Origin of the sequence: Pseudomonas sp. GL-RE-26 (genome assembly GCF_019956275.1) — a bacterium.
GTDB lineage: Bacteria > Pseudomonadota > Gammaproteobacteria > Pseudomonadales > Pseudomonadaceae > Aquipseudomonas > Aquipseudomonas grandcourensis.
On the sequence record NZ_JAHBDI010000055.1, the window covers coordinates 182412 to 195594 of the forward strand.

At 61.3% G+C, this 13183-nt stretch carries 13 protein-coding genes; 9 read left to right on the top strand and 4 right to left on the bottom strand.

Annotated elements, in window-relative coordinates; translation table 11 throughout:
* Window positions 1–17: 17 nt before the first annotated feature.
* The 4 genes from KGB07_RS24950 to KGB07_RS24965 all read left to right on the top strand — a co-directional run bounded on the left by KGB07_RS24950 (window position 18) and on the right by KGB07_RS24965 (window position 4403).
* Window positions 18–1388, top strand: coding sequence for an aspartate aminotransferase family protein (locus KGB07_RS24950; RefSeq protein ID WP_223466818.1), 1371 nt, complete (start codon window positions 18–20; stop codon window positions 1386–1388).
* 395 nt (window positions 1389–1783) lie between these two features.
* A complete protein-coding gene (locus tag KGB07_RS24955; protein ID WP_223466820.1) occupies window positions 1784–2770 on the top strand; it encodes an ABC transporter substrate-binding protein in 987 nt (328 codons plus the stop codon).
* An 8-nt stretch (window positions 2771–2778) separates the two neighbouring features.
* Window positions 2779–3582 (top strand): ABC transporter permease, encoded by an 804-nt coding sequence (locus KGB07_RS24960; RefSeq protein WP_007990681.1) that lies wholly within the window; start codon window positions 2779–2781, stop codon window positions 3580–3582.
* Window positions 3570–4403, top strand: a complete 834-nt coding sequence (locus KGB07_RS24965) for an ABC transporter ATP-binding protein (RefSeq protein ID WP_046041715.1) — start codon at window positions 3570–3572, stop codon at window positions 4401–4403. Before KGB07_RS24960 ends, KGB07_RS24965 begins: the two co-directional genes overlap by 13 nt.
* 44 nt (window positions 4404–4447) lie before the next feature.
* Here KGB07_RS24965 and KGB07_RS24970 read toward each other — a convergent pair whose 3' ends face one another.
* Window positions 4448–5527 carry an endonuclease/exonuclease/phosphatase family protein gene (locus tag KGB07_RS24970; protein ID WP_223466822.1) on the bottom strand — a complete coding sequence of 360 codons (1080 nt, stop codon included), beginning with the start codon at window positions 5525–5527 and terminating at the stop codon, window positions 4448–4450.
* 66 nt (window positions 5528–5593) lie between these two features.
* The gene (locus KGB07_RS24975; RefSeq protein WP_046041717.1) at window positions 5594–6268 is read right to left on the bottom strand and encodes a YciC family protein; all 675 of its coding nucleotides are present in this window, start codon (window positions 6266–6268) and stop codon (window positions 5594–5596) included.
* A gap of 178 nt (window positions 6269–6446) precedes the next feature.
* On the opposite strand from KGB07_RS24975, the gene KGB07_RS24980 reads away from it, so the two are divergent.
* The 3 genes from KGB07_RS24980 to KGB07_RS24990 all read left to right on the top strand — a co-directional run bounded on the left by KGB07_RS24980 (window position 6447) and on the right by KGB07_RS24990 (window position 8461).
* Window positions 6447–7229, top strand: coding sequence for a DUF2076 domain-containing protein (locus tag KGB07_RS24980; RefSeq protein WP_223466824.1), 783 nt, complete (start codon window positions 6447–6449; stop codon window positions 7227–7229).
* 124 nt (window positions 7230–7353) lie between these two features.
* Complete coding sequence (locus tag KGB07_RS24985; RefSeq protein WP_007990686.1) at window positions 7354–7833, top strand: NYN domain-containing protein; 480 nt, start codon at window positions 7354–7356, stop codon at window positions 7831–7833.
* Between the two features lie 22 nt (window positions 7834–7855).
* A complete protein-coding gene (locus tag KGB07_RS24990) occupies window positions 7856–8461 on the top strand; it encodes a PolC-type DNA polymerase III (protein WP_046041719.1) in 606 nt (201 codons plus the stop codon).
* A gap of 133 nt (window positions 8462–8594) precedes the next feature.
* On the opposite strand, the gene KGB07_RS24995 is transcribed toward KGB07_RS24990, so the two are convergent.
* Window positions 8595–9047, bottom strand: coding sequence for an Lrp/AsnC family transcriptional regulator (locus KGB07_RS24995; RefSeq protein WP_046041720.1), 453 nt, complete (start codon window positions 9045–9047; stop codon window positions 8595–8597).
* A gap of 164 nt (window positions 9048–9211) precedes the next feature.
* On the opposite strand from KGB07_RS24995, the gene yedA reads away from it, so the two are divergent.
* Both yedA and KGB07_RS25005 read left to right on the top strand, forming a co-directional pair.
* Window positions 9212–10144: a drug/metabolite exporter YedA gene (gene yedA / locus KGB07_RS25000; protein WP_046041721.1), complete on the top strand. Its 933-nt coding sequence runs from the start codon at window positions 9212–9214 to the stop codon at window positions 10142–10144.
* 78 nt (window positions 10145–10222) lie between these two features.
* Window positions 10223–11563, top strand: coding sequence for a DEAD/DEAH box helicase (locus KGB07_RS25005; protein ID WP_046041722.1), 1341 nt, complete (start codon window positions 10223–10225; stop codon window positions 11561–11563).
* A 117-nt stretch (window positions 11564–11680) separates the two neighbouring features.
* On the opposite strand, the gene KGB07_RS25010 is transcribed toward KGB07_RS25005, so the two are convergent.
* Window positions 11681–12922, bottom strand: coding sequence for a TIGR03862 family flavoprotein (locus KGB07_RS25010; RefSeq protein ID WP_223466825.1), 1242 nt, complete (start codon window positions 12920–12922; stop codon window positions 11681–11683).
* Window positions 12923–13183: the final 261 nt, after the last annotated feature.

The window sequence follows — 13183 nt, forward strand, 5'->3', positions numbered from 1 at the left end:
AAAACGGAGAACTGGCGATGACCACATCACGTGACACCCGCGACTACCAGGCCGCCGACGCTGCGCACCACATCCATGCGTTCGTCGATCAGAAAGCCCTCAACGAAGAGGGGCCACGGGTGATGGTCCGTGGCGAACGCCTGCACCTGTGGGACAACGATGGCCGGCGTTACCTCGACGGCATGTCCGGGCTGTGGTGCACCAACCTCGGTTACGGGCGCAAGGACCTGGCCGCCGCGGCAAGCCAGCAGCTGGAACAGTTGCCGTACTACAACATGTTTTTCCACACCACCCACCCGCAGGTGATCGAGCTGTCCGAGCTGCTCTTCAGCCTGCTGCCGGCTCACTACAGCCACGCGATCTACACCAACTCCGGCTCCGAAGCCAACGAGGTGTTGATCCGCACGGTGCGTCGTTACTGGCAGGTGCTCGGCAAGCCCGAGAAGAAAATCATGATCGGCCGCTGGAACGGTTACCACGGTTCGACCCTGGCCGCGACGGCGCTGGGCGGCATGAAATTCATGCACGAAATGGGCGGCATGATTCCGGACATCGAGCACATCGACGAGCCGTACTTCTTCGCCCACGAAGGCAACCTGACACCGGCCGAATTCGGTCTGCGCGCGGCCCAGCAACTGGAAGCGAAGATCCTCGAACTGGGTGCCGACAAGGTCGCGGGCTTTATCGCCGAACCGTTCCAGGGTGCCGGCGGCATGATCTTTCCGCCGGAAAGCTACTGGCCGGAAATCCAGCGCATCTGCCGCAAGTACGATGTGCTGCTGTGCGCCGATGAAGTGATCGGCGGCTTCGGTCGTACCGGCGAATGGTTCGCCCACGAATACTTCGGGTTCGAGCCGGACACCCTGTCCATCGCCAAGGGCCTGACTTCGGGCTACATCCCCATGGGCGGCTTGATCCTGTCGAAAAAAATGGCCTCGGTGCTGGTAGAGCAGGGCGGTGTATTCGCCCACGGCCTGACCTACTCCGGGCACCCGGTGGCGGCGGCGGTGGCCATCGCCAACCTCAAGGCGCTGCGTGACGAAGGCGTGGTGACGCGGGTCAAGGACGACATCGGTCCGTACCTGCAACAGTGCCTGCGCGAAGTGTTCGGCAAGCACCCGCTGGTGGGTGATATCCAGGGCACCGGCATGGTCGCGGCGCTACAACTGGCCGAAGACAAATCCACTCGCAAGCGTTTTGCCAACGAGAACGACATCGCCTGGCGCTGCCGCACGATTGGTTTCGAGGAGGGGGTGATCATTCGCTCGACCTTGGGCCGGATGATCATGGCGCCGGCGTTGATTGCCAGCCGTGAAGAGATTGATGAGCTGATCAGCAAGACCCTGAAAGCGATGGATCGTACGGCGCAGGAATACGGCCGGCTCTGATCTTGCTGGAAGGTCCTGCGGACCTTATCGCGAGCAGGCTCGCTCCTACATTGGATTTGTGTCGATCATCGGAAACGAGGGCGGCATAGACCCCCTGTAGGAGCGAGCCTGCTCGCGATTGCTTTTGTCGAATCAAACTACTTCTCAAGTCTTGCACCCACCTCGGGCATCCCTGCCCGTAGCGCCCTTTCACAGTGCGCGCTAACCAGTTTTTTCATCACTCGCATCCACATATTTCCTCATTTTCCTAATCCCGCCCTTGGGCCAACATCGATCTCGCCAGCCCGCCGAATGCTGCCCACCGAAGGGTCCCCGAGAGACCACAGGTTGCAGCCGATTCAGGGCTCGCCGTACTGCCCATGACAAAACTAAATCAACAGCTTTGGGAGTGCTCCATGATCAAGTCCTTGCTTACCCGCGTTGCCCATCCACTGGCGGTCACCGCCATCGCCGCGACGGTCGCTACCAGCGCCCAGGCCGGCATCCTGTCCATCGGTCATACCACCTGGGTCGGCTACGGCACCCTGTACCTGGCCCAGGACCTTGGCTACTTCAAGGAAAACGGTTTGACCGTCGAGTTGCCGGTGGTCGAAGAAGCGGCGATGTACATGGCCGCACAAGCGTCCGGCGAGTTGTCCGGCTCGGCGTCGACCATCGACGAGGTGCTCAAGTACCGTCCGCAATTCTGCTTCAAGGCCGTGGCCGCGCTGGACGACAGCCATGGTGGCGACGGCGTGCTGGTAGGCAAGGACGTCAAGAGCCTGCAAGAGCTCAAAGGCCAGGCCGTGGCGGTGAATGAAGGTTCGACCTCGCAGTTCTGGTTGTCGTATCTGCTGAAAAAGAACGGCATGAAAATGAGCGACATCACCGTGCAGAACATGACGGCCGACGACGCAGCCACCGCATTCATCGCCGGTCGAGTACCGGCTGCCGTGACCTGGGAACCGCACCTGTCGATGGTTCGTGACAAGAAGCAAGGCAAGGTGCTGGTTGACAGCAGCAGCACACCGGGGGTGATCGTCGATGTGGTCGCACTGAACTGCACCGTGATCGAAAAGCAGCCGGAGGACGTCAAGGCGCTGGTGGCCGGTTTGTACAAAGCCGTGCAGTACACCAAGGATCATCCACAGGAAGCCTACAAAATCATGGCCAAGGGTGTCGGCGGTTACCTGGCCGATCCGAAGGAACTGGAAGCCGCAGCGCAAGGCGTGCGTTTCTACGATCAGGCCATGAGCGAAAAACTCCTGGGCGCGCCGGGTAAACCGGGTGACAGCGCACCGCTGATCAAACTGGCCAACGAGACCGCCAGTGAGCTGCAAGGCAAGCCCTACAACGTCAGCAATGACGACCTGATCGACAACCGCTTCGTCACCCCGCTCTAGGAGGCTGCATGTTCAAGCGCAATTCATGGCTGAGCCGCTGCATCACGCCCAAGACCGGTTTGCCAGTCTCGGTGATCTGGAGCGCGAGCGGCCTGGCCTGGGTGCTGTTGGTCGGCCTATGGGCCGGCTTGTCCTACGGTGGCGTGGTGCCGGGCATGTTCCTGCCGACGCCGGGCGCGGTGGTCGAGGCCGCCGTGCGCCTGGGGCGCGATGGCACACTCGGCCAGCATGTATGGGCCAGCGTCGAAGTGGTGATGGTCGGTTTCATCGTGTCGTCCCTGGTGGCGGTGCCGCTGGGACTGCTGATGGGCAGCTTCCGCATCGTCCAGGCGTTCCTTGAGCCACTGGTGAATTTCATTCGCTACCTGCCGGTGACCTCGTTCGTGCCGCTGTTCATCCTGTGGATCGGCATCGGTCTGGAGCAGCGGGTGTCGGTGATCATCTTCGGCGTGTTCTTCCAGCAACTGGTGATGATCGCGGACGTGTCCAAAGGCATCTCCAAGGACCTGATCAACGCCTCTTACACCTTAGGTTCGAACCGCCGCGATGCGGTGCTGCATGTGATCGCTCCGGCTTCCCTGCCAGGTGTGCTCGACACCCTGCGCGTGACCATGGGCTGGGCCTGGACTTACCTGGTGGTGGCTGAACTGGTCGCCGCTTCCAGTGGCCTGGGTTACCTGAGCCTCAAGGCAATGCGTGGCTTCCAGGTGGATGTGATTTTCCTCGCCATCGCGATCATCGGCCTGCTGGGCCTGGTCACCGATCAACTGTTCCGTTTCCTACGTCTGAGGATCACCGCATGGGCTCAGTAACCGCCGCCACTCATCGTTTTACCGCCCCTCATGCTGCCCCGGTGAACGCGCCTCGGCTGAAGGTGGACAAGGTCAGCCTGAGTTACAAGAAACCCGATGGCGGTACCTTTACCGCGTTGGAGGAAGTGTCGTTCGAGGTGCCGGACCAGCAATTCGCCGTACTGGTCGGACCTTCGGGTTGCGGCAAGTCGAGCCTGCTGTACCTCACCGCCGGCCTGGCCGAACCGACCTCTGGCGAGATCTACGTCGGCGGCCAGCAGGTGGAAGGCCCCGGTGCGGATCGCGGCATGGTGTTCCAGAGCTACACGCTCTTCCCGTGGCTGACGGTGCGGCAGAACGTCGAATTCGGCCTCAAGCGGCGCGGTATGCCGGCGGCGCAACGCAAGGACATCGTCGATTACTACGTCAACGAAGTGGGCCTGAGCGGCTTTGCCGACAACTACGCCAAGCAGTTGTCCGGCGGCATGATGCAGCGCGTCGCCATCGCTAGGGCACTGGCCAATGACCCGCAGATCCTGTTGATGGACGAACCCTTCGGCGCCCTCGACAGCCAGACGCGCCTGCAAATGCAGCAGTTGTTGCTGCGGGTGTGGGGCAACAGCAAGAAGACGGTGTTGTTCGTGACTCACGACATCGACGAGGCGATCCTGCTCGGCGACCGGGTCTACGTCATGGGTGCCAGACCGGGGCGAATCAAGCAGATTCTGGATGTGCCGATCGAACGTCCACGCAACCTGGACATGGTCATGGAGCGCTCGTTCATCGAGATGAAACGCGAGATCTTCGGGCTGCTGCATGATGATCTGGAGGAGGTGCATTAAGTCAGGTTTGCACAGACCCTGTGGGAGCGGGCTTGAGTGAGGTGCTACGGCGCAGCCGGCAACAGGAACCGCGCAATCACCGGCAGGTGATCGGAGATACGCAACGTATCATCCTGCCGCACCATGGCCTCGACCCGTTTGATCCGCGGACTGTAGAACAGGTAGTCGACGGTCCGGTCCGGGCCTTTCAGCCCGGGATCGTTCGGGTAGTGGGTCAGCCAGCGCTCGCGGTCGATACCACTGGCTTCGTTGTTGCTCGGGATCATCGGGTACTTGTCCCACAGCAGGTGCAACGGGCTGTCGGCGGAGTAGGGCGCGCGTTGCGCATCGGACAGGCGTCGATACTGGCCCAGCGGCAACAGGTTGAAATCCCCACCGATCAGCCACGGCGTGCCACGGCTTTCAAATTTATCGAGGGCCTTGGCCACGGCGTTCACCTGGTTCTGCAAGGTGTTGTCGGCTCGATTGGCGCGGTCCAGATGGGTATTGAGCACCGCTATTTGCCCACCGTCACTCAATGGCAAATAACTCACCAGCAAGGCGTCTTTGGGTTTGAATTGGCGGCTGAGCGGATTGCCCGAGGTGATGGGCAGTTGCAGCCGTTCGGCATGTTCGATCTGGTAACGGCTCAGGGTCGCCAGTTGCCGGCCGACACTGCCGAAAATGTGCGGGTTCGGCACGAAGTCGGCCTTCCAGTCGAACGCGCTGGTGCCACACGGATACAAGTCGGCGAGCCGTTCTTGCAGCAGTTTGAACTGGTGCTGGTAATCGCTGGCCTTGGCGCCGTCGTCCAGTTCCTGCAACAGCACGATGTCCGGCTGTTCGTCGCGAATCACCCGCGCCACTTCGTCGAGGCTGAAAGCCATGTCTTCCGCTGTGGGGCGTTCGTCGGTGCCGGCGGCCAGGTCATTCCAGAATACGTAGCGTTTGCCGGCCAGGTACTGGACGTTCCAGGTCATCACCTTCAACGCCTGCCCGGGGACCAGGGAGGGGGCCTGGGCACTGCAACTGACAGGCAACACTTCTTTGGCATCGGGGTGCCAGGTCAGGCTGTAGATCATCGCGGTGATCAGGCCGATCACGATCAGCAGGCCCAGCAGGGTGTAGCGCAGTAGACGGGTCATGGCTCGGCTTATTAGCGTTACAAAATTGTTCCCGAGCATACCCGAGAGCGATGGTCGCGCCCAAGGTCAGAGCAGTGAGTCATTTTTCTCAGGCAACGGGTTGATCAGCATGAACAGACGGAACAGCACCACGCTGGTAAACAGCTGCAGGAAGCTGTGGGCGCTGTCGATCAGCACTGAAACCACCGGGTTCTGAGGTTCCGGGTACACCGCCAGGGTGGCCCCTTTGAGCAGCCACAGTGGCCCCATCACACACAGAATGCACAGCAGGATGCGCAGGAAGTGACCTTTAGTCATGCGCAGGCTTTCCTTCATGGCCGCCAGCGGCGCCAGGCCGCGCAACACCAGCAGGTATTCGCCAAACGCCAGGGTCACCATCAGGTAGATACCCGGCAGGAAATACAGCGACAGGCCCAGCAGAATCAACACGGTATTGAGCGCCGTCAGCAAGGCGAAGCGCGGCCAAAGGCTCGCCGCCATCGCCAGCAGGTCGCGGTTGCGCGGCGACTCGCCCCGGCTGCGGGCGTCGAGAAACAGGATCAGCGCGGCGGTATACAACGGGTACACCAGCAAACCTACAATCACGCTGATGCCGGGGAAACTGTCCGGCTCCGTGGAGTGGTCGACCACTTGTTGCAACAGTGCCTCAAGCATTATCAGCGGCAGGCACAGCTGCGCGATCTGGCCCAGATTGCGCTTGAAGAAATACAGGGAGTCACGCAGAACATCTAACGGATTCATCAGTTGGTATCGCAGGTTGGAAGCAGTGGCTCACTTTAACCGATCAAGCGCTCGGGAACGCAAACGTAAACGTTCGGTAAAGGACATTGAAACATCTTGTTTCAGCCTCCATTAAGGTTGAGCACCTTATTCTCATTGGATAAAGGCAACGATTTTCCCGGCAATCTACGAGGTCGCCATGAACAGCGAAGAACAAACCCTGATCGATGGACTGTTTTCCCGGCTGCAACAGGCCGAAACGGACTCAGCCCCGCGCGACGCCCAGGCAGAGGCGCGGATCAAGGAGCACCTGACGCACCAGCCCGCGGCAGGTTATTTCATGACCCAGGCGATTCTGGTGCAAGAGGCGGCGATCAAGAGCCTCGATGAACAGAACAGGCAATTGACCCAGCAAGTCCAGCAGTTGCAGGCCGAACTGCAACAGGCCAAGGCCCAGGCGACCCCGGCTCCTGCGCCGGGTAGTGGTGGCTTTTTGTCGAGCATCTTTGGCGGCAGCTCTCGTGAGCCGCAGCCCGCGCCAACCCAGAGCGCACCGCCATCGAGCGGTGGCTGGCGTGAGCCGGGACGCTCGTCGTTCGGTGCGCAACCGCCACAGCAGAACTTCGGCGCGCCGCCGCAGAACTTTCCACAGCAGGGCTATGCACCCCAGCAACAGGCTCCGGCAGCGGCCGGCAGCAGTTTCCTCGGTGGTGCACTGAAAACCGCCGCCGGCGTGGCGGGTGGCGTAATGCTGGCACAAGGCATCAGCAGCCTGTTCCATCACAATCAGCAACCGGAAGTCGTCGAAGTCATCAAGGAAGAGCCCGCCCAGGTCAACGACCAGGGCAACAATGGCTGGGGCGATGACCAGCGCATGGCCGGTAACGATTCCTACAGCAACGATCAGGGCGGGTTCAGCGACGCTGATTACAGCGATGACAACTCATCGTTCTTCGGTGGCGACGACGATTCCTTCGTCTGACACGTCAGTGGCAAGGGAGCTTGCTCCCTTGCCACATAGCTGATTATTCGCGGAACAATCCTTTGGGCTGGCATACTGGGCAACTTTTCGGGCCTGGTGCCTGATTCAGCCTTGAGGAAAGCCGGTGAAAAAAATCGCAGTGTTCGCCGATGTCCAGAACCTCTACTACACCGTGCGTCAGGCCTATGGTTGCCACTTCAACTACGCCGCACTGTGGGCTGACATCAGCAAACAGGGCGAAATCGTCGAAGCCTACGCCTACGCCATTGACCGTGGCGACAGCAAGCAGCAGCAGTTCCAGCAGATCCTGCGCAACCTTGGTTTCACCGTGAAGCTCAAGCCGTACATCCAGCGCAGCGATGGTTCGGCCAAGGGCGACTGGGACGTGGGCATTACCCTCGACATCATGGATGCCGCCGACCATGTCGATGAAATCGTCCTGGCTTCCGGCGACGGTGATTTCGACATGCTGCTGGAACGCATCATCAGCAAGCACGGGGTGCAAGCTGTAGCCTACGGCGTGCCGGGCCTGACCGCCAACTCGCTGATCCGCGCCGCCAGCCGTTACGTGCCGATCGAAGGCGCGTTGCTGCTCAAGAATTGATTTTTACGGAGTTGAACCAGGTTTGGAACGCATAGCAGTCATCGACTTTGAAACCACCGGGATCTCCCCGAGCAGCAGCTGCCGGGCCACGGAAATCGCCGTGGTGATCCTTGAACAGGGGCGCATCGTCGAGCGTTACCAAAGCCTGATGAACGCCGGCGTGCGCGTCCCGGCCTTCATCGAGCAACTCACCGGCATCAGCAACGCCATGCTGCGCACCGCGCCGTCGGCGGAGCAGGTGATGAACGAAGTGAATGAATTCGTCGGCTGCACCCCGTTACTCGCGCACAACGCCGCGTTCGACCAGAAGTTCTGGGACTTCGAACTCGGGCGAATCAAACGCACCCGCTTGCAGAACTTTGCCTGCTCGCTGCTGCTGGCCCGCCGCCTGATGCCCGCCGCGCCGAACCACAAACTCGGCACCCTCACAACCTTCGCCAACCTGCCCCACACCGGCAAGGCCCACCGGGCCATGGCCGATGCCGAGATGGCGGCCAACCTGACCGCGCACCTGGCTGAAGAGTTGCGCCAGAAGCATGGCTTGCGCGAGCTGTCCCATGACTTGCTGTGCAAGTTGCAGAAGGTCCCGGCGGCGAAAGTGGGCGAACACCTCAAACGCTATCGCTGATCCCGCAAACACCGCAAATCCCTGTAGGAGCGAGCCTGCTCGCGATGGCGGAGTGTCAGTCAACACGCCTGTGAATTCTAATCCGCTATCGCGAGCAGGCTCGCTCCTACAGGGGGGCTGCTGTGTCCTTGGGTTACTTGCCATTCCCCTCGATATGCCCCAACGGCACCCGCTTCTCTATCGCACTCGACAACACAATCGACGTCTTGCTGAATCCGAACGTGGCGATCCGGTTGATCAGGTCCTCCAGCTCCGGCATCGAGCCCACCGCCGCTTGCATGATCACGCACGGGTCACCGGTCACCCGATGGCACTCGGTCAATTGCGGGATTTTGATCAGGTCGTCGTAGGCTTTCTGGTTGCCGTGCTGGTTCAGGCGCAGTTCGATCACGCACTGGATCGGCAGGCCGAGCTTGGCCATGTCGACTTTCGCCTGATAGCCGGTGATCACGCCGCTGGCTTCGAGCTTGGCCACGCGCTCGGCTACGGCCGGGGCAGACAGGTTGACCTTGCGCGCCAGGTCCGCGTAGGACGCGCGACCGTTTTCCAGCAGGGCGCTGAGCAGCATGCGGTCGTACTTATCCATCGGGGAAACTCCTGAAAATGGCCGACTTTCGAAAACACGGTTTATAGCGCTGAACTCCGTGTTTTGAAAAGTGTACCGGCGCTTTAAACAGGTTTTGTAACTTATTTTCCGGCGCTGGCCTTTCTAGAATAGCCGTTCACTTGTCCTTGCCTGTGAGCTGCCCCATGTCCGGCCTTCGTCGCTTTCCCTTACCCTTGATCGCTGCCTTCTTCGCCTTGTATGTGATTTGGGGCTCGACCTACCTGGTGATACGCATCGGCGTGGAATATTGGCCTCCACTGTTGCTCGCCGGCATCCGCTTCGTCATCGCCGGGACCTTGATGTACGCCTTCCTGCGCTGGCGCGGGGCGCCAGCGCCGACCTGGACGCAATGGAAAGCCGCCGGAATCATCGGGATTTTGCTGCTGGCGTGCGGCAACGGCGCGGTGAGCGTGGCCGAGCATACGGGCGTGGCCTCCGGGGTGGCGGCTTTGGCGGTGGCGACTGTGCCGCTGTTTACCTTGCTGTGCGGATATTTCTGGGGCGCGCGCAATACCCGTCTCGAATGGGCCGGGATTGTGCTCGGCTTGATCGGCATCGCCATGCTCAACCTGGGTTCCAACCTGCAATCGAGCCCGTTGGGCGCGGCGTTGCTGATATTCGCGGCGGCGACCTGGGCCTTTGGCTCGGTGTGGAGCAAACATTTGCCGTTGCCTCAAGGCGCAATGGCCAGTGCCGTGGAAATGCTGGTGGGCGGCGTCGTGTTGCTGATCGCCAGCGCGGTCAGCGGTGAACACCTGGAAAAGGTGCCGCCGATCGAAGGTTGGGCCGCGCTGGCCTACCTGACCGTGTTCGGTTCGATCATCGCTTTCAACGCCTACATGTACCTGTTGAAGCACGTGCGTCCGGCCGCGGCCACCAGTTATGCCTACGTCAACCCGGCGGTGGCGGTGTTGCTGGGGATCGTGTTCGTCGGCGAAACCATCGGTATCGAAGAAGCCCTGGCGATGGCGGTGATCATCAGCGCCGTGGTGTTGATCGGCTTGCCACAATGGCGTCGCACGCCAGAGCGGCCAGTGGTGGCGACGGCAGTACCGACAGAATCCCGTGTGAATTAGGGTAAACTGCGCGCCATTGCATCTTGTTTTGCACACTTGTTTTGAAAAACCCGCGCTGAATTTTCCTACGGTACTCCCATGACTTTCGCCACCCTTGGCCTGATCGAACCCTTGCTGCGCTCCCTCGAGACGCTCGGCTACCAGACTCCGACGCCGGTTCAGGCGCAAGCCATTCCGGCGGTGCTGGCCGGTCGCGACCTGATGGCCGCCGCCCAGACCGGCACCGGCAAGACCGCCGGTTTCGCTCTGCCGCTGTTGCAACTGCTGGCCATGGAAGGGCCGAAAGTCACCGCCAACTCGGTCCGTGCGCTGATCCTGGTGCCGACCCGCGAACTGGCCGAGCAGGTTCACGAAGCCGTGCGCCAGTACGCCGAAAACCTGCCGCTGCGCACCTACGCGGTATACGGCGGCGTCAGCATCAACCCGCAGATGATGAAGCTGCGCAGCGGTGTCGACCTGTTGGTGGCGACCCCGGGCCGTTTGCTCGACCTGTTCCGCCAGAACGCGCTGAAGTTCAACCAGCTGCAAACCCTGGTGCTGGACGAAGCCGACCGCATGCTCGACCTGGGCTTTTCCGAGGAGCTGGCGAACATTTACCGCGCGCTGCCGAAGAAACGTCAGACGTTGCTGTTCTCCGCGACCTTCTCCGACGACATCCGCCTGCTGGCCGGGCAGATGCTCAACGACCCGCTGAGCATTGAAGTCAGCCCGCGCAACGTTGCGGCCAATACGGTCAAGCAATGGATCGTGACGGTGGACAAGAAGCGCAAGCCGGAGCTGTTCGTGCACCTGATGCGCAAGGGCAAGTGGAAGCAGGTACTGGTGTTCGCCAAGACCCGCAACGGCGTGGATGCGCTGGTGGATAAACTCCAGGGCCTGGGCATCAATGCCGACGGCATCCACGGCGACAAACCCCAGGCGACTCGTCAGCGCGCACTGGACCGCTTCAAGGCGAGCGAAGTGCAGATTCTGGTCGCTACCGATGTGGCGGCCCGTGGCCTGGATATCGAAGACTTGCCGTTGGTGGTCAACTTCGACTTGCCGATCGTCGCTGAAGACTACATCCACCGCATCGGTCGTACCGGCCGCGCAGGTTCGACCGGTGAGGCGATTTCCCTGGTGTGTGCTGATGAAGTGAATCTGCTGTCGGCCATCGAGATGCTGACCCGCCAGACCTTGAAGCGGCAGAACGAGCCTGACTTTGAGCCTGAGCACCGCGTACCGGACACCGATGCCAGCGGCCAGGTCGTCAAGAAACCGAAAAAACCGAAGAAGCCCAAGGCTTCCGGTGGCGGTGGTGGTAAACGCAATCTGGGTCGGTGGGTTGATAGCGGAGAGGTTGCGCCGGCGGAGCCTTCGATCAAGCCTGTGCGCAAGGTGCCGGTGTTCAATACCGGGCCGCGTAAGCGTAAGCCTTGATTAACTGCGGCGTCTGTTAAGCCGCCATCGCGAGCAGGCTCGCTCCTACAGGGGATTTGTGAACAACGCAGACCCCCTGTAGGAGCGAGCCTGCTCGCGATGGCGGCACCTCGGTTTTCAGCCCTTACGCTGCAACCACTCAATCATTCCAAGTCCGGCCGCTCGCCCACTGGCGAAACACGCGGTCAGCAGATAGCCGCCGGTCGGCGCTTCCCAATCGAGCATTTCCCCGGCGCAGAACACGCCGGGTAGTTGCTTGAGCATCAATCGCTCATCCATCGCCTCGAACAACACACCGCCAGCGCTGCTGATGGCCTCGTCCAGTGGGCGGGTTTTCACCAGCGTCAGTGGCAATGCCTTGATCGATTTGGCCAGCAGGCTCGGGTCGGTAAACGCTTCGGCAGGCGTCAGTTCGCGTAACAGCGCCGCTTTCACCCCATCGATGCCCAACTGGCTGTGCAGGTGCTTGGCCATGGAGCGCGATCCCCGGGGTTTGCTCAACGCCGCCATAACTTTATCCACAGGCCGGCCCGGTAACAGGTCCAGATGAATCGTTGCCGAACCGTGCCGGTTGATCGCTTCGCGGATCGCTGCCGACAGGGCGTAGATCAAACTGCCCTCGATCCCGGTGGCGGTAATCACGCATTCGCCGAGCCGCGGAACGTCATCGTTAAGGCCGATGGCGATGTTTTTCAGCGGCGCGCCGGCGAATTTGCTGACCATCAACTCGCTCCAGGCCTGCACCTCGAAGCCGCAATTACTGGGTTGCAACGGCGCCAGTCCTACGCCGTGTTGCTCCAGTGCCAGCATCCACGCGCCGTCCGAGCCCAACCGCGACCAACTGCCGCCACCGAGGGCGAGCAGGGTGGCATCGGCTTGCACGGTTTTTTCGCCTTCCGGGCTGTCGATGCGCAATCCGCCACGCTGGTCCCAGCCGAGCCAGCGGTGGCGGGTGTGGATAACTACGCCGCTGTCGCGCAGGCGCTTGAGCCAGGCGCGCAGCAGCGGTGCGGCCTTCATGTCGGTGGGGAATACCCGGCCGGAGCTGCCGACGAAGGTGTCGATGCCCAGGTCATGAATCCACTGGCACAACGCTTCGGCGCCGAAGCCGCGCAGCAGCGGGGCGATCTGCGGGGCGCGTTCGGCGTAGCGCGATAGAAATGCCGGGTAGGCTTCGGAGTGAGTGATGTTCATGCCGCCGACGCCGGCCAGGAGGAATTTTCGCCCGACCGAGGGCATGCCGTCGTACAGGTCGACCTTGATCCCGGCCTGGCTCAACACTTCGGCCGCCATCAGACCGGCGGGGCCGCCGCCGATGATGGCGACGTGAGGGGGGAGGGCTGACGAGGATTGGGTCATGGGATGCGCTGCGGTCTGACGGGATAAGCCGGGCATTCTATCAGCCCCGCCCCCTGTAGGAGCGAGCCTGCTCGCGATGGCGACGGTACATTCAACATCTGTGGGCCTGACAGACCGCTATCGCGAGCAGGCTCACTCCTACAGGGTTTAGAGGTGTCTTTGAAGGGTGGTTAAAAAACGACCACATCACTGTAGCCTATACACCGTGTGGGCTGCAGGCCCTTTCACTCAGGTTATCCACAGGCAGTTCCACAGGCATTG

Bases quoted from the DNA above. Each gene is read 5' to 3' on its own strand.
- KGB07_RS24995 (WP_046041720.1), bottom strand. From the start codon at position 9,047: ATGGATAAGTACGACCGCATGCTGCTCAGCGCCCTGCTGGAAAACGGT.
- KGB07_RS24970 (WP_223466822.1), bottom strand. From the start codon at position 5,527: ATGACCCGTCTACTGCGCTACACCCTGCTGGGCCTGCTGATCGTGATC.
- KGB07_RS24965 (WP_046041715.1), top strand. From the start codon at position 3,570: ATGGGCTCAGTAACCGCCGCCACTCATCGTTTTACCGCCCCTCATGCT.
- KGB07_RS24960 (WP_007990681.1), top strand. From the start codon at position 2,779: ATGTTCAAGCGCAATTCATGGCTGAGCCGCTGCATCACGCCCAAGACC.
- yedA (WP_046041721.1), top strand. From the start codon at position 9,212: ATGTCCGGCCTTCGTCGCTTTCCCTTACCCTTGATCGCTGCCTTCTTC.
- KGB07_RS24975 (WP_046041717.1), bottom strand. From the start codon at position 6,268: ATGAATCCGTTAGATGTTCTGCGTGACTCCCTGTATTTCTTCAAGCGC.
- KGB07_RS25010 (WP_223466825.1), bottom strand. From the start codon at position 12,922: ATGACCCAATCCTCGTCAGCCCTCCCCCCTCACGTCGCCATCATCGGC.
- KGB07_RS25005 (WP_046041722.1), top strand. From the start codon at position 10,223: ATGACTTTCGCCACCCTTGGCCTGATCGAACCCTTGCTGCGCTCCCTC.
- KGB07_RS24955 (WP_223466820.1), top strand. From the start codon at position 1,784: ATGATCAAGTCCTTGCTTACCCGCGTTGCCCATCCACTGGCGGTCACC.
- KGB07_RS24980 (WP_223466824.1), top strand. From the start codon at position 6,447: ATGAACAGCGAAGAACAAACCCTGATCGATGGACTGTTTTCCCGGCTG.
- KGB07_RS24950 (WP_223466818.1), top strand. From the start codon at position 18: ATGACCACATCACGTGACACCCGCGACTACCAGGCCGCCGACGCTGCG.